General features: G+C 72.6%; 17 protein-coding genes. 14 read left to right on the top strand and 3 right to left on the bottom strand.

What is annotated here, in order from left to right; genetic code table 11:
* Positions 1 to 17: 17 nt before the first annotated feature.
* Both BMY07_RS01240 and BMY07_RS01235 read right to left on the bottom strand, forming a co-directional pair.
* Complete coding sequence (locus BMY07_RS01240; protein ID WP_092774516.1) at positions 18 to 1,223, bottom strand: MFS transporter; 1,206 nt, start codon at positions 1,221 to 1,223, stop codon at positions 18 to 20.
* Complete coding sequence (locus tag BMY07_RS01235; RefSeq protein ID WP_092774515.1) at positions 1,220 to 1,807, bottom strand: ArsR/SmtB family transcription factor; 588 nt, start codon at positions 1,805 to 1,807, stop codon at positions 1,220 to 1,222. Before BMY07_RS01235 ends, BMY07_RS01240 begins: the two co-directional genes overlap by 4 nt.
* Before the next feature lie 106 nt (positions 1,808 to 1,913).
* On the opposite strand from BMY07_RS01235, the gene BMY07_RS01230 reads away from it, so the two are divergent.
* The 12 genes from BMY07_RS01230 (at position 1,914) to BMY07_RS01175 (ending at position 14,243) form a co-directional block, all read left to right on the top strand.
* Positions 1,914 to 2,597 (top strand): hypothetical protein, encoded by a 684-nt coding sequence (locus BMY07_RS01230; protein ID WP_092774514.1) that lies wholly within the window; start codon positions 1,914 to 1,916, stop codon positions 2,595 to 2,597.
* Between the two features lie 497 nt (positions 2,598 to 3,094).
* Entirely contained in the window at positions 3,095 to 4,183 is a 1,089-nt protein-coding gene (locus BMY07_RS01225; protein WP_092774513.1) for an LLM class flavin-dependent oxidoreductase, read from the top strand.
* Positions 4,184 to 4,239: 56 nt separating this feature from the next.
* Complete coding sequence (locus BMY07_RS01220; RefSeq protein ID WP_218150558.1) at positions 4,240 to 4,821, top strand: alpha/beta hydrolase; 582 nt, start codon at positions 4,240 to 4,242, stop codon at positions 4,819 to 4,821.
* Positions 4,821 to 5,243: an RrF2 family transcriptional regulator gene (locus tag BMY07_RS01215; RefSeq protein ID WP_092774511.1), complete on the top strand. Its 423-nt coding sequence runs from the start codon at positions 4,821 to 4,823 to the stop codon at positions 5,241 to 5,243. The genes BMY07_RS01220 and BMY07_RS01215 overlap by 1 nt, the downstream gene beginning before the upstream one ends.
* Before the next feature lie 7 nt (positions 5,244 to 5,250).
* On the top strand, positions 5,251 to 5,706 hold the full coding sequence (locus BMY07_RS01210; RefSeq protein WP_092774510.1) for a cupin domain-containing protein: 456 nt from the start codon (positions 5,251 to 5,253) through the stop codon (positions 5,704 to 5,706).
* On the top strand, positions 5,703 to 6,587 hold the full coding sequence (locus tag BMY07_RS01205; protein ID WP_092774920.1) for a DsbA family oxidoreductase: 885 nt from the start codon (positions 5,703 to 5,705) through the stop codon (positions 6,585 to 6,587). The genes BMY07_RS01210 and BMY07_RS01205 overlap by 4 nt, the downstream gene beginning before the upstream one ends.
* 68 nt (positions 6,588 to 6,655) lie before the next feature.
* Complete coding sequence (locus tag BMY07_RS01200) at positions 6,656 to 7,621, top strand: ABC transporter substrate-binding protein (RefSeq protein WP_092774509.1); 966 nt, start codon at positions 6,656 to 6,658, stop codon at positions 7,619 to 7,621.
* Between the two features lie 603 nt (positions 7,622 to 8,224).
* Positions 8,225 to 9,754: a GGDEF domain-containing protein gene (locus BMY07_RS01195; protein ID WP_092774508.1), complete on the top strand. Its 1,530-nt coding sequence runs from the start codon at positions 8,225 to 8,227 to the stop codon at positions 9,752 to 9,754.
* A gap of 741 nt (positions 9,755 to 10,495) precedes the next feature.
* Positions 10,496 to 10,939, top strand: a complete 444-nt coding sequence (locus BMY07_RS01190) for a helix-turn-helix domain-containing protein (protein WP_092774507.1) — start codon at positions 10,496 to 10,498, stop codon at positions 10,937 to 10,939.
* Positions 10,940 to 10,943: 4 nt separating this feature from the next.
* A complete protein-coding gene (locus BMY07_RS01185; RefSeq protein WP_092774506.1) occupies positions 10,944 to 11,450 on the top strand; it encodes a hypothetical protein in 507 nt (168 codons plus the stop codon).
* On the top strand, positions 11,447 to 12,562 hold the full coding sequence (locus BMY07_RS01180; RefSeq protein WP_092774505.1) for an MAB_1171c family putative transporter: 1,116 nt from the start codon (positions 11,447 to 11,449) through the stop codon (positions 12,560 to 12,562). The genes BMY07_RS01185 and BMY07_RS01180 overlap by 4 nt, the downstream gene beginning before the upstream one ends.
* A gap of 505 nt (positions 12,563 to 13,067) precedes the next feature.
* Positions 13,068 to 14,243 carry a cytochrome P450 family protein gene (locus tag BMY07_RS01175; protein WP_092774504.1) on the top strand — a complete coding sequence of 392 codons (1,176 nt, stop codon included), beginning with the start codon at positions 13,068 to 13,070 and terminating at the stop codon, positions 14,241 to 14,243.
* A 558-nt stretch (positions 14,244 to 14,801) separates the two neighbouring features.
* Here the strand turns inward: BMY07_RS01175 and BMY07_RS01170 are convergent.
* On the bottom strand, positions 14,802 to 15,716 hold the full coding sequence (locus tag BMY07_RS01170) for an Lrp/AsnC family transcriptional regulator (RefSeq protein WP_092774503.1): 915 nt from the start codon (positions 15,714 to 15,716) through the stop codon (positions 14,802 to 14,804).
* A gap of 75 nt (positions 15,717 to 15,791) precedes the next feature.
* Here BMY07_RS01170 and BMY07_RS01165 point away from each other — a divergent pair, with 75 nt between their 5' ends.
* Together BMY07_RS01165 and BMY07_RS01160 are read left to right on the top strand one after the other, a co-directional pair.
* Positions 15,792 to 16,514: an inositol monophosphatase family protein gene (locus tag BMY07_RS01165; RefSeq protein ID WP_092774502.1), complete on the top strand. Its 723-nt coding sequence runs from the start codon at positions 15,792 to 15,794 to the stop codon at positions 16,512 to 16,514.
* Between the two features lie 564 nt (positions 16,515 to 17,078).
* Positions 17,079 to 17,264, top strand: coding sequence for a hypothetical protein (locus BMY07_RS01160; protein WP_092774501.1), 186 nt, complete (start codon positions 17,079 to 17,081; stop codon positions 17,262 to 17,264).
* Positions 17,265 to 17,433: the final 169 nt, after the last annotated feature.

Genomic DNA, 17,433 nt, shown 5'->3' with positions numbered 1-17,433 from the left:
GTGGATCATGGCGGTGACTATGCCAGGACCACGTCGTGGCGTCGGGTGCTTTTACGCAGGCCGACCAGGGCGACTACGCCTGCCGCGAGGAGTAGGGCCGCTTGGGTGTCGAGTAGGACCACGAGGGGGACGAGTTCCGCGAGGGCGCCGGTGGCCAGCATGCCGACGGCCTGGAAGGCGGCCATCCCGGCGAAGGCCGTGGTCATCACGCGGCCGGTGCGGTCCGGGGGGACGGTGGATTGCAGGAGGGTCAGTGAGCCGGTGGTGGCGACCACGGCAGGGGCGCCGATGAGAGCGAAGAGTCCGATGTAGAGCGTGATGGCGGTGCTGATCGACGGCATGTTCCAGATGGACGCCGACAGCGCGGCGAACGCCACGCCGCCCCAGCCGAGCAGGGTGCCCGGGCGCGCGCCGCGGACCACGGTCGCGAGGGCGATCCCGGCCGCGAGGCCACCGATCGCCTGGACTCCGCGCAGCAGTCCGACCTCGGCCTCTCCCGCGCCGAGCGGACCGGTCACGAAGACCACGAACAGCACCAGGAACATCCCCTGCGCAAGGGAAACCAGCACCAGGCTGACCCCTAGAGTCCGAAGTGGACCGCGACCGAACTCGGCGACGCCCGCCAGCCACTGCCGGAACACCGCCGCGGGCACGACCACCACGGACGACCCCGGCATCGCGGGCAGCAGCAGCACCGCGGCCGCGGCCAGTGCCCCCACCGCGCCTACAATCACCCACTCCAAGCCGAAAGCGCCGAGCACGATCCCGCCGAGGGCGCTGCCCGCAAGTCGCGCGACGCTGCTGTTGAAGCCCATCAGGCCGTTCGCGGCGGTCAACCGGTCGGCGGGGACGACGGCGGGCAGCATCGCGGACCTGGTCGGCTCGAACACCGAGGCAACCGCGGACTGCCCCACCAGCACAGCGATCACCAACGCGGACCCCCGCCCCACCAGCAGCGGTAACAACACCAGCGCTTGCAGCACGCAGACCCCGAGCAGCACCTTCCCGCGGTCCCACCGGTCGACCAGCACGCCGGTGACCGGGCTAAGCAGCACGGTCGGCAACAATCCGGCGACCATGGCCAGCGCCGTCGACCCGGCCGACCCGGTGCTCTGGTAGATGTAGACCGGCAGCGCGACCTGCGCCATCCACTCGGCGGCCTCCTCGAACAGCCCCGCCAGCCACAAACGGGCGAACGGCCCGCGCCCCAACAGGTCTCTCATTCGCTCGACCGACCGTCCGCCTCGATGCGCAGGAACGCCCGCCAACTGGCCTGGACCGGGCGCGCGTCGTCGGGGGCGTCCTCGCGGATCGTCGACACGTACGGGCGGACCAGGGCGTCGATCTTGTCGTTGAGCGCGGCCAGCTCGTCCGGGCTGATGCGCATCGAGTACTGGTTGAGCTGCGAGGCCCGCCGCCACTGCGGGTCGAGATCACCGGCGACGTCGATGTAGCGCTGGGTCAGGACCTGCTCGTTGCCCAGGGCGGCGCCGAACACCGCGAGCTGCGCGCCCCGGATCGCCGGGTCCGGGTCGAACTCGCCGACCTCGAGGCCCACCTGCGTCGGCTGCCACGGCCGCTCCCGACCGTCCGCGCCGGGGACCGGCTCGACCAGCCCCCACTTGGCCAGCTGCCGCAGGTGCCAGCTGCAGTTGGACGCGGACGAGTCGACCGCCGCCGCGCACTCGCTGGCCGTCCTGGGGCCGACCGCCATCAGGTAGCTCAGCAGCGCGACCCGCAGCGGGTGCGCCAGCGCGCGCATCAGCTCGACGTCGCGGATCCGCATCCGCTCGGGCAGCTCGGCCATCGCACGACCCCGATCTGAAAGGACTCTTTCGAAAGTTCCCTTTCAGGATCGCCGACGAGCCGCCCCCGGTCAAGCCCCGGTTCGCGCGCCGTGATCTGCTCCGCGCATGGCCGAGCTGACGGTGCCCGTCGACCCCCGCGACACCCCGCCTCCCCCACCCCCTTCGGCGCTGCGCAGGCGCCTTCGCACCCCGGCCGCCGTGGTGGCTTGCCTCGTCGCGGCGTTCGCGGGGTGGACGCTGTACGAGCAGCTCACCGGCGGGGCGGAGGCGTTCGTCGCGCGGATCGTGGTCTGCGCGGTGGTGCTGCTGGCCGCCGTGTTCCTGGCGCTCCCCTACGCGCTGCTGGCAACGTCGTTGAGCGTGGGTCTGGCGCTGGTCCTCGCCGGTCTGCCCGACACCGACTGGCTACGCCTCGGCATCGGCGCGTACCTGCTGTCGTGCACCTTGGCGGGCACGCTGCTCTTCGTCTCCCAGGCCCGGCAGCGGGCGACCTACGACCCCCTGGTCGAGGAGCTGATCGCCCACGGCACCCGCCACACCGGCGAGATCACCCACGTCCAGGCCACCGGCGCCGACCACGAGTCCCCCAAGGCCACCGTCACGGTCACCCACCCCGGCGGGCCCACCACCCTGACCCGCTCCTTCAACCCCATCCACATCCCCCGCCCCGGCGACCCCGTCCTGGTCCTGGCCACCCCCACCCACACCACCCTCCTCTTCCCCGGCGACCAGCACCCCCGCACCGAACTCCGCTCCCAACTCATCGCCGCCGCCAAACGCCGCAGGTAACCCGACCACCCCACCAAGCCCCGACACCCACGGCGCCGCCCCCACCCGAACCTCAAGCCCCGCACCTGAGCCTCTAGCCCTCCCCCAAACCACTTCCCCTAGCCAAACCACTTCCCTGCCCGAACCGCTTACCCCCACCGAAGCCGCTTACCCCCACCTGAGCCCTTACCCCGCCCCAGCCGCCTCGCGCGCACGCGGTCCCGACCCGGCCCAGCCCCCACCCTCACCGGGGGGCGTCCCAGGTCCCACTCTACCGGCACCCCCCGACAGACGACCTTGAAAGCACCCCGCCGAAGATCCACATGTGGATAACTTCTGTCCCTGAACCGGGTGAATCCGAACAGCACCCGGGACCGCCGCAGGCCCCGGAGCGCGGAGGGGCAAGGGGGGTCCAGGGAATGGACACCCCGAGATGACCAATTGACACCGCGGTGGGTGGTGTCGTTCGCTGGGCGGGGTCGGGTGCGGGGGTTTTCGCAGGGGTGGAAGGGAAAGCGATGGCGGTCGAGTTCGTCGGGATGGTCGGGACTCGGGATCAGAGCGAGACCAGGGCACCGTCGGGGCCGGTGATCGATCGGGAGTACCTGCGGCGGTTCGCGCGGGCGCACGAGGACGGTGGGTTCGACCGGGTGCTCATCGGGTACGGGTCGGGGTGGCCGGAGGGGCAGCAGGTCGCGGCGTACGTGGCCGCGCACACCGAGCGGCTGGGGTTGCTCGTCGCGCACCGGCCCGGGTTCGTGGCGCCGACGTTGGCGGCGCGGGCGTTCGCGACGCTCGACCACTTCAGTGCGGGGCGGGTGGCGGTGCACGTCATCACCGGCGGCAGCGACGTCGAGCAGGCCCGCGACGGCGACTACCTGGGCAAGGACGAGCGCTACGCCCGCACCGACGAGTACCTCGACGTCCTCAAGGCGGCGTGGCGGGCCGAGGAACCCTTCTCCCACAACGGAACCCACTACCGGGTCGACGGCTACCGGGCCGAGGTCCGCCCGCTCAACGGCCCCGCGCTCCCCCTCTACTTCGGCGGCTCCTCCGAGGCCGCCTACCGGGTCGGCGGCAAGCACGCGGACACCTTCGCGCTGTGGGGCGAGCCCCTGGCCGAGACGGCCGAGCAGATCGCCGCCATCCGCGCCGCCGCGCACGCGGCCGGTCGACCGGCGCCGGGCATCAGCGTCTCGTTCCGACCCATCCTCGGCCCGACCGAGGACCTGGCGTGGGAGCGCGCGCACCGGATCCTGGACGTCATCAAGGGTTCCCCCGCCGCGGCGGTGACCAAGCAGTGGCGCGGCGGGGAACCGACCAACGTCGGCAGCCAGCGTCTCCTGGAAGCAGCCCGCAAGGGCGAACGCCACGACCGTGCACTGTGGACCCCGACCGCCACGGCCACCGGCGCCGCGGGCAACTCCACCGCCCTCGTCGGCACCCCGGACACCGTCGCCAAGGCCCTGTTGGACTACGTCGACATCGGCGTCACCACGCTCCTGATCCGCGGCTACGACCCCCTCGACGACGCGATCGACTACGGCCGCCACGTCCTCCCGCTGGTACGCCAGGAACTGGCCAACCGGGCACTGGTGGCGGTATGACCAGCGCACCGAGGACAGTCCACTGGGGACCATCAGCGACCCGTGGCACCGTAGTCGTGCTTCCCGGGCGAGGCGAGCACCCCGGCATCTACCAACGCCTCGGCACCCGTTTGGCCGCGGAGGGTTATCACGTCGTCGCGACCCGGGTAGACGAAGCCGCAGAGGTCATCGCGTCGGCCGAAGGTCCAGTTGTGTTGCTGGGCAGTGACACCGGCGCCGCAGCGGCCCTCGCTCTCGCCGAAATCCCAGGTGTGCGCGGGGCGATCGCCGCCGGTCTCCCCCACGGCGCGGGGCCGACGTTGCCCTGGCGCGAGGAACTGGCCGCGCGAACCTCGTGCCCCGTCTACCGGGAACTGCTGGAAGCAGACGCCCACTTCGTGCGCGGCGCGCTGAACACCGAGCCCGACGTCGTCCTGGTGTCCGAGATCGCCGTCCCCGCACTGCTCCTGCACGGCACCAACGACTCCGTGGCCGACATCGCGATCGCCAGGGTGATCGCGGAGCGCCTGCGCGCCCGGTTCGTCGAGGTCGAGGGCGCCCACGACATCCTCAACGACACCACCCACGACGCCGCTGCCGACGAGGTGCTCCGGTTCCTGGGCCGGGTGCACGCGGACGCCGTGCTCGTGCGGGCGTGATGCGCGTCTCGGCCAAGGCGGACTACGCGATCCGGGTCCTGCTCGAACTCGCCGCCGACACCTCCCGGCCGATCACCTGTGAGGCGGTGGCGTCCACACAGGACATCCCGCCGCGGTTCATCAAGGCGGTGATCAGGGACCTGCGCCAGGCGGGCCTGGTGCGCAGCCAGCGCGGCTGCGAGGGCGGCTACTGGCTGGCCCGCGACGCGGCGTCGATCACCGTGCGGGACGCGGTGACCGCGGTGGACGGTCCGCACCTGAGCGTGCGGGGCGAGCCGCGGCCCGCGGTCGGCTACCACGGCACCGCGGCGCACCTGGGCGGCCTGTGGTCCGCCGTGGAGTCCCAACTGGACCTGGTGCTGCGCGCGACCACCATCGCCCACCTGCTCGCGGGGCCGACCCCGCACCGGATAGCGAACTAGGAGAACCATGACCCAGCACGACGACCGGGTGGCGGGCACCGAGCACTGGCACCGCCCGCTGCGCCACATCAGGGGCGCCGACCTCAGCGGCGACACCACGCAGACCAGCGGCATGCGCAGGCTGGAGGCGGTGTCGGGCAAGACCGTCGGGTCGACCAAGGTGTGGATGGGCGAGACGCACGTGGGGCCCGGCACCAACTCCGGCGACCACCACCACGGCGAGGCGGAGACGGCGATCTACATCAAGTCCGGCAACCCGGTGTTCGTCTTCGCCGAGGGCGACCAGGAGGTGCGGCTGGAGACCGGCCCCGGCGACTACATCTTCGTGCCGCCGTACGTGCCGCACCGCGAGGAGAACCCCGGCGACGAACCGGCGGTGGTGATCATCGCGCGCAGCAGCCAGGAGGGGATCGTGGTGAACCTGCCCAGCCTGTGGGCGCCGGTCGACCTGCCGCTGCCGTGACGGGTGCCGCGCTCGCGGTCACCGAGTACACCGACCCGGCCTGCCCGTGGGCGTGGGGCACCGAGCCGAAGCTGCGCTGGCTGCGGCAGCGGCTCGGCCTGGCGGGTGGCGCGGTGCGGTGGCGGCGGGTGTTCGGCATCCTGTTCGACGACGGCGATGACCCGGCCCCGGACCCGGTCGCCGAGGCCCGCTGGTACACCGGTTTCATCGCCGAGGTCGCCGCGCACACCGGGGCGCCGCACGCGGACCGGCTGGCCTGGCTGACCAGGTCGAGCCTGCCCGCGTCGCTGGCGGGCAAGGCGGCCGAGACCCAGGGCGTGGACGTCGCCGGGCGGGTGGTGCGGCGGCTGCGGGAAAGCACGTTCATCGCGGGCACCCCGGCCGACGACGAGCCGGGGATCCGCCGCGCGGTCACGGGTGTGCCGGGTTTGGACGTCGACCGGCTGGTCACCGACCTGGCAGCGGCCACCGACGCCGTACGGGCCGACCACGCGGAGACGCGGCGCCCGTGCGACAAGGTGTTGGCAGTCAACGGCCCCGGACCGCACAGTGGTCAGGCGAAAGAACTCGACGACGGTGTCCGCTACGCGCTGCCGACCCTGGTTTTCACCGGCGCGGGCGGCAGTTTCGTGGTCCCGGGCTGGCGGCCGCTGCACGAGTACATCGACGCCGTCCACTCCGCGTCAGGCATTGCACTGCCTCCAGAACCGCCCCTGACGGCCGAAGAGGCTTTGGCGCACTACGAAACGCTCACCGGTCCCGAGCTGTCGCTCCTGGCGGGCACCGACCGCGCGCCCGGCGTCGAGGTGCCGACCGCGAACGGTCCACTGTGGATCGCGAAAGACCGTCTCGCCCGCTGGGAACGTGCCTGGAGCCGTTGACTCCCCCGGCCCGGCCGCGAGAATGGACACCCGTTGGTGATCGTTTACCGCCCTGGGGAGAGCCCGCCATGCGTTCGAGACGTGTCCTGCTGCTGCTCGTCGCCCTGCTCGGCGCGGCCGCGCTGACCGGCTGCGGTTCGTCCACTTCGGACAGCGCAGGCCGGGTGGTGCTGCGCGTCGGCGACCAGACCGGCGCCACCCAGTCCCGGCTGCGCGCCGCGGGCCTGCTCGACGACCTGCCCTACGACATCGAGTGGTCGCAGTTCGCGGCGGCGGTCAACCTGCACGAGGCCCTGCGAGCCGACGCGATCGACATCGGCGGCGCCAGCGACTCCCCCACGGTCACCGCCATCGCGAACGGCTCGAGGATCAAGGTCGCCGCGGCGTGGACCAACGGCGGCCGCGGCACCTACCTGCTGGTGCCCAAGGACAGCCCGGCCAAGACCGTCGCCGACCTGCGCGGCAAGCGGATCTCGCCCACCACCAAGGGCAGCGTCGCGCACTACCTGGTGATCGGTGAGCTCACCAAGGCGGGCATCTCCGACAAGGACGTGACGCTGAACTTCCTGGCCCCGACCGAGGCGAACGCCGCGTTCTCCACCGGGCGGATCGACGCGTGGGCCACCTGGGCGGTGTACGCGGTGCGGGCCAGGACCGAGCAGGGCGCCAGGGTGCTCAGCGACGGCGCGGGCGTGAACACCGGCCTCAACGTGCTCAGCGCCACCGACAAGGCGCTCGCCGACCACGGCAAGCGCGACGCGATCAAGGACTTCGCCGCCCGGCTCGACCGCGGCTACGAGTGGTCGCGCGCCAACCCCGACGCCTTCGACAAGTGGTACGCCGAGTTCGCCCACCAGCCGCTCGCCGTCGCCACCGAGGTCCGCCCGGACGAGACGGCCTACCAGCGGGTCCCGCTGGACGCGGCGCTGGCGGGCAAGCTGCAGAAGACCTACGACACCTGGGTCGCGCAGGGCCTGTTCCCCGGCGGCAAGGACCTCGCCGGGTTCGTCGCCGGGGACCTCGACGCGCACTGACCTGCTGCCGCATTGACGAATTGGTCTAGGCCACCTACCGTCGCGGGTATCGGCGCCCGGGCGGGGCCGTGCTGCATCGCCCGAACGTCCGATGGGTTCGCCACGCCGGTCCGGGGTTCTTCTGACACCCTGGACCTGCCGGGCGGAACTCGTCCGGCACCGCGAGCCGAGGCCGCGGCGGTGGTCCACCAACCCACCGCCGCGGCCTCACCTCTTCCGCCCGGGGCGGCGAGGTCTCGACAGCGACCGCCCGGTGGCGCAGACTTGGGCTCCTTGAGTCCCCGCGCGTGCGCACACTGCCTTGATGATCAAGAGATAGCGCCGTCCGCGGGCATCGCGGCCGCCGGTCGCGCCGGGTTCGCGCCGCTGTTCGCCCCCGCCGCGGTGCTCCGAATGAGTGGTTGACGCGCTCCGCCCACCGTTGTCGGTGGCTTGCCCTAAGGTTCTGGGTGAGGGACTCGCGCCCACGGGGGACCGCGAGGTGATCACGCGGAGCCACGCCCTGGGGGCGGCCTCCGCGAGGCCGGACGGGGGTCCGGCCGACATCTTCCACCCCCTGTGCGACGGCGGGTCCGCTCTGGGCTGCTCACGGGGAGGGGCGGTATGGGGGGAATCCACACCGGGTCGGACTGCCGGAGGTCCGGCCTCGACCGGCGGGTGCGCGCGCGGCCGCGGTACGACGAGCTCGCGGCGTCCCGGTTCGCCGGGATCCCGTTCGCGCTGTCGCGCCCGGTCGACGGCGGGCTGACCGGTCCGGCGGGCGCGGGGCGCGGCTGGGTGATGCCACCGCGGCGCAGGAGGCGGTGGACCGACGAGTTCGACCGACCGACGGTGGCGATGCTGCTGGGCACGGACACGGCCGCGGTGCTCGCGGTGGTGGCCGCGGTGGTGCTGGCGCCACGGGTGAGCGCGGGCGATTGGGGCGTGTTCCTGGTCCTGGTCGCGTGCGCGCTGACCTACACGGAACTGACCGCGGCGAGCGAGCAGCGCCGCCGGGTCGAGCGCGCGCGGCGCGGGGCCGTCGAGTTCATCGACCAGGCGTCGATCTGGTACTTCAGCGCGGCGGTGCTGCTGCCGCCGCTGCTGGCCGCGGCGCTGGTGGTCGCGGTGCGGCTGCGCCGGTACCGGATCTCGCTGAGACCGGCCGCGGTGTGGGTGGGCAGCACGGGGTCCCTGTTGCTGGCGGTCATGGCGGCGGGACTGGTGCGCGGGGCGCTGACCGGCCCGGCGTTGCCCGCGGACGTCACGGTGCTGACAACCGGCAACGGCCTGTGGTTCGGCGCGGTGCTGGTGCTGGCGGCGGTCGCGTACTTCGTTGTCGACGCGGCGGTGGTCGCGCTCTACCGGGGCGTCCGGTTCCACAGGTGGGATCCGGCGGCGACCTTCGGCACACGCGAAGACAACCTGCTGATGGCGCACACGCTGCTGATCGCGCTCGGAGCCGTGGTCGCTGCCGTGGTCACCCCGGTCGCCTTGCTCGCCGTGCTGGCGGTGGCGGTGATGGAGACGCGGATGCTGGGCAGGCTGGCCGCGCGTACCGCGGACCGCGACCAGTTACGCGTAGACGCGACGACAGACCCGCTCACCGGTTTGCGCAACCGGCGCGGGTTCGACCCGGCGGCCGCCGCGGTGCTGGCCGCCGATCGGGAGGCGGAGCGGTCGACGGCGGTGCTGATGCTGGACCTGGACCACTTCAAACGGTGGAACGACCGGCTCACCCACTTCGGCGGCGACCAGGTGCTGCGCGCCGTGGCCGACGCGTTGCGCGCGAGCACCCGCGGCGGCGACCTCCTGGCGAGGTGGGGCGGGGAGGAACTCGCGGTGGTCCTGCCCGACACGACCGTCGAGCAGGCACGGGAGGCGGCCGAACGGATCCGCACCGCCGTGCGCCGCCTGGACACCTCCGTCGATCTGCCCGCGGGCGGCCCCCGGGTGCAGCTCGGCCACGACGTCCCGCCGTGCACGGTGTCCATCGGCGTCGCGTGCGCGCCGGAGCACGGCGTCGCCCTGGTCGACCTGCAGCAACTCGCCGACCGCGCGCTGGGCGCGGCCAAGCGCGACGGCCGGGACCGGGTGGTCGTCGTCGGGGACGAGGTCCCCGACCCCGGGTCATCCGACACCGAGCCGCGCTGATCTGTCCACTGTGGACCTGAAGCCGCTCGCGGAAGTGACCTTCGTCGCATCTTGGCGGCTGGTGTCACAAACCGAGGACCCTCGGACGTTAGCAGTGCGGACGGCCGTCCAAGGTCAAGAAGCCGTGGTGGGGACGGGTGTGACGGCCGCGGCTCGGCCGTGCGCGCGGCGTGACCGGAACGGGACCGATCCGGCCCCGGCGACACGCCCGAGAACGAATTTCGCCGCGCCGCTGTGCAGGGAGGCCATCGGCGTACTACGCTAGTTGAAGTTCCGCGCTCCCGGTAACCCCCAGGCCGGTTGAGCGCGGAACTCCTTCTTTCTCACGCCCCCGCCAGTCGAGCGCCCGTCCACGCCGAGTCCTTGCCGCACAAGGCGATGAGCGGGCATGCCGCAAGCGGACAAGGCCACGAGCGGGGCACTGGGTGCGGGGCACGGCGATGAGCGGGCACTGAGTCAGACGAGCGGGCACTGAGTCATGGGTGCGGGCACCGTGTGGCGAGGTACCCCCTGGACCCCGCCACACGGCACACCCCCACACACAAGGGCTTCACCGGCGACGGGCCCGCGCACCAGGCCCGCACCACACCCACCGCCTTGGGGACACCGACGGTTGGCGCTCTAACTGGGAGTTAACCCTTGTGGGTCATCGTAGCCAGCGGTGTGGGCGGATTGTCAACTGACAGTTACCCTGCGACACTGGTCGGGTTCGCAGCGACGACCCACCGCAGGGGGAATGGGATGTCCGACGGCGCCAGCACGCCGTTGACCGCGCGCCTGGACCGGCTGTTCCGGCTGAGCAGGCCCCGCGGGCGGCAGTGGTCCAACGCCGAGGTCGCCGCCGAGATCAAGCGGCTCGACCCGGACCTGCGGGTCAGCGGCGCCTACCTGTCGATGTTGCGCACCGGGCGGCGCACCAGCCCGTCCACCGACCTGCTGGTGGCGCTGGCGCGGTTCTTCGGGGTGAACCCCAGCTACTTCTTCGACGACGAGGACGGCCAGGGCGAACGCGTCCGCGACCAGCTCGAGCAACTCGCGATGCTGCGCGACCGGGGCGTCGTCGGCATCGCGCAGCGGGCGATGGGGCTGCCCCGGTCGAACCTGGACCTGATCACCGCGCTGCTCGACCAGGCGCGCCGCCAACGCGGTTTGCCGCCGGTCACCGACGCAGACCCCGGGGAGTGACCCGGTGTCGCGGCGGGACCTGCGGGCGCTGCGGCGCGCGTGCGCGGACCTGCTCGACGGGCTCGACCTGCCCGAGCGGCTCGACCTCACCGCGCTGTGCGCGCACCTGGCCGCGGCGCGGGGACGACCGCTGCACGTGGTGCCGGTGCCGATGCGCGCGTCGGAGCCGTGCGGGCTCTGGGTGGCGACCCGGGAGGCCGACTTCATCTTCTACGACGAGACCACCACGCGAGCGCACCGGGAGCACATCATCCTGCACGAGATCGGGCACATGATCTGCTGCCACCGCGGCGGCGGCCACCTCGACGAGGACACCGCGGCGGTGTTCTTCCCCGACATCGACCCGGACCTGGTGCGCGACATGCTGGCGCGCAAGGACTACAGCGACGAGCAGGAGCAGCAGGCCGAGGTCATGGCGTACCTGCTGGCCAGGCGGCTGGGCACGGCGGCGCCGCGGCACCAGGGCCTGGCCGCGCGGATCGCCGACTCGCTCGACCACTCGACGGGATGAACGGGGTCCTCTACCCGCTGTGCGCGGGGATCGCGTGGGTCAGCCTGCTGTTCAAGCTCCCGGCGCTGGCGCGCGGCGACCGCGGCCCGGCGGCGGTGGCGGTCGGGTTCTTCTACCTGTTCATGGGGTTGACGTTCACCATCAGTGACCCCCGGGTGTGGGCGGCCCTCGACCGGGCGACGGGGGTGCCGAACCTGGCGCTGCTGCTGTCGCAGGGCAGCGTGATCGGTGTGGCCGCCAGCCAGTTGGCCGCGTTGACGTTCTGGGACCGCGAGCCGGAGCGCGCGCGACCGGTGGTCCGGCGCCAGATCTGGGGTTCCGCGGCGGTCTTGGCGGCGATGGCGGTGCTGTTCACCCTCGCCGACCTGACCGAGGAGGACACGACGACGGCCGCGGTGCGGTACGCGGGGCACGGGCTGTACTCGGTGTACCTGATGCTCTACGTGACCGCGTTCGCCGTGACGGAGTACCTGATCGTGGTGCGTTGTCTGCGCTACGCCCGCGCGGTCGACGGGGCCTGGCTCTCGCGCGGGCTCCGGTTGGCGGCGATCGGCGCGGTGGGCGGGTTGGCCTACGTGCTGGCGCGGTACGCGGACGTGGTCGCGGCGCCGCTGGGTCTGGACCCGCAGCGGTGGGAGATCGTCGCGCGGCTCGGGGCCGGGCTCGGCGGGATCTGCACGCTGATCGGCTGGAGCCTGCCCGGGTGGGGGCCGCAGGTCGGTCGGGTCCGCGCGGCGTGGCGCGACCGCCGGTCCTACCGCGCGCTGTACCCGCTGTGGTCGGCCCTGATGACCGCGAACCCCGCCCTGGCCCTCGACCGCGGGGCGGGGCGGCGCGCGGGCCGCGACCTCAACTTCCGCCTGCACCGCCGGGTGATCGAGATCCAGGACGGCCTCCGCTGGCTCAACCCCACCCACGCCACCCCACTACCGCCCGACCCGGACCTCCGAGCCCACTTCACCGCCCTCGCCATCACCGACGCCCTGACCGCAGACACCCCACCCCCACCAACCCCCCACACCGTCGCCGAACCACCCCCACCCGACACCGACACCACCTGGCTGGTCCGAGTAGCCCACGCCTACACAACCCTCAACCCCCGATCCGGCTGAGCCTCCCCGGCCGGCCCCTCCCTCGCGGGGCGGCAGTGCGGCTGCTCGACGGGGTGTCTCAAGATGCCGGGAGGCATGGGGCCACGAAAGCGTGAAATACCAACCACGGCAGGCCCAACCCACCTCCGAGCCACACCGAATCGGCCCCGAGCACCTCGCCGACCAAGATCCACTCCGCGGCCGGGGCCCTCCCTCCCGGGGGCCGGGGGCCCATCTCTGAACCTATCGAGCGCGGCGGTTTGTCAATAGGGGGTGGGGAAGGGCTGTGGATGGCTGGAGGGGTTGGGGATAAGTGGTGTTGTGACCGCCGGGGAGGAGTGCGCGCCTGCGGCGTGGCGACTCGGGTCACGGGTGCTGGGCATGATGATCCACAATGTGGTGGCCGGGCGAAACGGGGGTCTGGTGGGGGGCGATCCACAGGTTGGGGGACGTCACCGTGGGTCCGGGTGGTGGGCGGTGACGAGTGGCAGCACGGCGATCCAGAGCGCACGGTGACGGAGCAGGGATGAGCGAGTTGTTCGGGCGGGCGTTCCACGTCGACCCGTACCCCATCTACGCGCGGTTGCGCGCCGGGGGTGGGATCCGCCAGGTGTCCACACCGGATGGTGCGGCGGCGTGGGTGGTGACCAGGTACGACGATGTGCGCGCCGGGTTGGCCGATCCGCGGTTGTCGGTGGACCGGTCGAACGCCGGGGCCGGGTACCGGGGCTTCTCGTTGCCACCGGCGTTGGACGCGAACCTGCTCAACCTGGACCCGCCGGACCACACCCGGTTGCGGACGTTGATCGCGGGCGAGTTCACCCCGCGCCGGGTGCACGAGCTGGTGCCCGCGATCGAGGCGGCGGCGCGGGAGTTGTTGGCCGGGTTGCCCTCGGGTGAGCCGGTGGACCTGATCGCCGGGTTCGCGGCGCCGTTGCCGTTGCGGGTGATCGGTGACCTGCTCGGGGTGCCGCCCGCCGACCGCGCCCGGTTCCGCGGCTGGACCACGACGCTGCTGACCCCTGGTCCTGATCAGCCGCCGACCGCGGCGCGTGACGCGGTCGTGGCGATGCACGGGTTCCTGGTGGACTTGGTCGCCGCCAAGCGGGCCGAGCCGGGGCACGACCTGTTGTCCGGTCTGATCGCGGTGCGCGACGACGAGGACCGGCTCAGCGAGGCCGAGTTGGTGTCCATGGCGTTCCTGGCGCTGTGGGCCGGGTACGAGAACCTGGTCCACCTGATCGGCAACGGCGTGCGCGCCCTGCTCGCCGCCCCCGACCAGCTCGCCGACCTGCGTTCCGACGAGGCGCTGCTGCCGCGCGCGATCGAGGAGCTGACCCGGTTCGACCAGCCGCTGCAGTGGGCCATCCGCCGCTTCCCGACCCGCGAACTCGACATCGCGGGCGTCGAGGTCCCCGCCGGTGACACGGTCCTGCTCGGCATCGCCTCCGCCAACCACGACGAGACCGTCTTCGACCTCCCGGACACCCTCGACCTGCGCCGCGATCCCAACCCGCACCTGAGCTACGGCCACGGCATCCACCGCAGCTTCGGCTCCCGCCTCAGCCAGGCCGAGGCCGCCGCCGCGTTCTCCGCCCTGCTCGCCCGGGGCTTCCGCGCCGCGGTGGACCTGGCCGACCTCCAGTGGCAGCCGTCCTTCCGCAACCGCGGCCTCACCGAACTCCCGCTGCTCCTGGGCTGATCACCGCAGCAAGCCGACGATTTCCTCGACGGGGCGACCGCGTGGCCTGCGTCGGGGATGGTGACACGGCGACGACCTCGGATCGGATGTAGTCGCAGGCGCCGCGCAGGACAGAGCCAGGCTCGGGTTGCTGCGCAGGTGAGGGTCGCGACGCGATCAGGGGGCACGGCAGGGTATCGCGCGGCGAGCGAGCGCCCCGCGACTGTCCGATGAGGACCATTCGCGGCGGGCCGATGGTGACCTGGCGGCGGAGGATCGGCGAATGGGGTGTGTGCGGTTGACGGGTGCCGAGGGTGGGCCGTTCCGAGCAGCCCCCGTTTCCCTCCTTCCGTGGGTGGGCTGGGCGAAGCCAGAGGCAGTGTGCGGGCTGTGGAGAAGATGACGGGTTGGGGACAATCGCAGGGGCCGAGATTCCCACGCTGGCAGGCAGCGTGCGGGGCGGAACGAGCTAGACGGAGGGTCGCCGGCTAGGGGCGTATCCGCTCTGCCTATCCACAGCCAGCACCGTGGGTCTGGCTACCCGCTGCCATCAACTGGAAGGAGGGAAACGGGGGCTGCTCAGAACGGCCCCCGCACACCCAGATGCCGGTGTCCCGCCCGCTTGACCGCCCCGCTCACCACCGTCACCTCGGCCGATGGCACGTCATCCAGCGCGGAAACGAAGCGGTACAGCTCCGGCAGGTCTCGGCAGAACACCGCCGCCATCAGGTTCGTGACGCCGGTAGTGGCCAGGACGCCGTGTACCGCCGGTGACGACGCCAAGCGCCTGCCGAGTTCCTCCAGGCGGCCGGGTGGCACCGTCATCCAGATGTTCGCGTCCACCGCGAACCCGAACAGCCTCGGGTCCGCGACCACGCAAGTGCGCAACAACCCCGCGCCCGCCAGACGATCGAGGCGGCGGCGGATCGTCGATTCAGGCGCGGACACCGCGGCGGCCACGGCGCCGGGTGGTGTGCGGGCGTCGGCCGACAGGACGTCGAGCACACGCGAGTCGAGTTCGTCCGGAACGTGCGAGCCCACCGGCGGCGGGGGCATCAGCGCCGCGAGTTCCCCCGGGGTGAGCAGACCGGTGCGCCAGTCGGCGGCGTCGGAGAAGACGTGCAGGACGCAGTGGGTGCGGACGCTGGTGATGGCCTGGGTGGTGGGGAGGCGGGGGGTGCCGCCGAGGGTGACGGCGCTGATCTCCTCGCCGCCGGTGAGGACGTCGACGAACAGGACCTCGGGGCGGCGGGCCAGCGCGTCGGCGAGCACCTCCACCCGCCCGCGCAGCACCCGGACCCGCAGCAGCGCCACCTCCGGCAGCGTCGCCCGGTCCGGCACGCGCACCACCCGCACCGCCCCCGCGACCCGGGCGAGGCTCCGCGCCACCGTCCGCGCCGACACCCCGAGCACCTCGGCGATCCGACCGGGCCCGACCCGCCCGTCGACCTGCAGCGCCGACACCACGCGCTGGTCCAGTTCGGTCAGTTCCACGCCCCCAGTGTCCACTTCCGCTCACCCGACGCCAAGCGAAGCCGCGAATCAGCCACCCGCTGCGATCCTCGCCCCATGCTGACCACCGTGATCGAGACCGTCGAGGACATCGCCTCCCGGATCCCCGCCCCCACCACGTCGACCGCCACGACCCTGCCCGAACTGCTGGCCCGGTTCGCCGACCTCGACCGACCCCTCACCGCCGAGCTCCGCGACCGCCTCCCCGCGGGCGACTGGGTGGTCGACTCCATCGACGGGGCCGTGCAGTACCTCCAGGGACTGCCCCAGTGGTGCGTGACCGTCACCCTTGTCGACAACCGCGAGGCAGTCCTCACCGTGCTGCACTCCCCCACCCTCGGCGAGACCTACTCCGCCGAACGCGGCAAGGGCGCCTGGCGCGACGGCAAGCCGATCCGCCCGTCCGCCAAGGTGTCCCTCGCCGCCGCCCTCGCCTGCTCCAGCCACCCCGCCACGCAACAGCCCGAGGCGAACGCGGCGGCGGGCCGGGCGTTGCCGGGGATGCTCGACCGGGTCGCCGCGCTGCGCAACCTCGGTCCGACGTCGTGGCAGGTCGCCGACGTCGGCGCGGGCCGCGTCGACCTGTTCTGGGTGTTCGGCCGGGACGCGGAGAACCTGCTCGGCGCCGGTCTCGTCGCGACCGAGGCCGGGGCCGTCGTGTCCTCGGTCGACGGGTCGCCGTGGACGCCCGACGCACCGGGGTTCCTCGTGGCCGCACCGGGTCTGCACGCGGCCGCGGTCGCCGCGCTGGCCGGACCGGAACTCCCCCGCTCCAGGTGATGATCTTCGCTGCCGCGCCGCGGCAGACTTGTCCCAGACGGCGCGACCGGGACCACCACGGAACCGAGGTCCCCGAGTCCCCGTCACCCGGTGTCGGGTCCGCCGCCCGAGGCGCGTGCAGCGAAGTCGGGGTCGCGACCACGCAGCCCAGCGGCCGACCCGACACCGGGGGTAAACCACCCACGACCACCACCGATCCACGCGCGACGCCGTGGCATCAACACCGTCCATCCCCCGGAACCAGCCTGCCGCGGGCGATATGGCCGCGGCCGCCGCGCCTGAATCGAGCGGCAGGCCTATCGACAAACCGAGGCGCACGTCGCGAATCCGCCAAGCCACTCGCACACACAGTCGAACCACCCACACATCGACGACGCACCCGAACTCGGCGGTCAGCACGACGCGACGCGGATCCCGGGGCACTCGGTGAACCACGGACATATCAGGTCATTGCCATCCGCGCCGAACACCGGTCCGCGGGCACCAGGGCCCCGCGGCACGCCATCCCGGCCTTACAGCGAATAGCGCGACCGACAGGGGTCGCGGCGAAACGGAGGAGGACCGATGAGCACGAGGACGTCGTTGGACGCGGCCTACGCGTTGTCGCAGCCGCGCAGGCCGCGCAGGCGGGGCAGGCGGCGGGTGCGGGCCACGGCCAGGTTGCTGCTGCTGTCGTGCTCGATCGGCCTCGCGCTGGCCGTGGCCGCGCTGCCCTCGGTCGCCACCGCGGCCCGGGTGTTCGCGGGCTGACCCCGCACCAGCGAAACGCCCCGTGTCCGGCCAGGACGCGGGGCGTTCGCGCGCGCTCGGCCGCCGGGATCCTCACCCGCGCCGGGTGATTCCGGCGGCTCGTTCCCATTTACCACCGAATACTGGGAATGCCCGGAGGGTCGGATGTCGGTCATTCGGGCCGGATTCG

The sequence above is a fragment of the Actinokineospora terrae genome (assembly GCF_900111175.1).
Taxonomy (GTDB): domain Bacteria; phylum Actinomycetota; class Actinomycetes; order Mycobacteriales; family Pseudonocardiaceae; genus Actinokineospora; species Actinokineospora terrae.
This window is presented reverse-complemented; position numbering and strand designations above follow the sequence as displayed.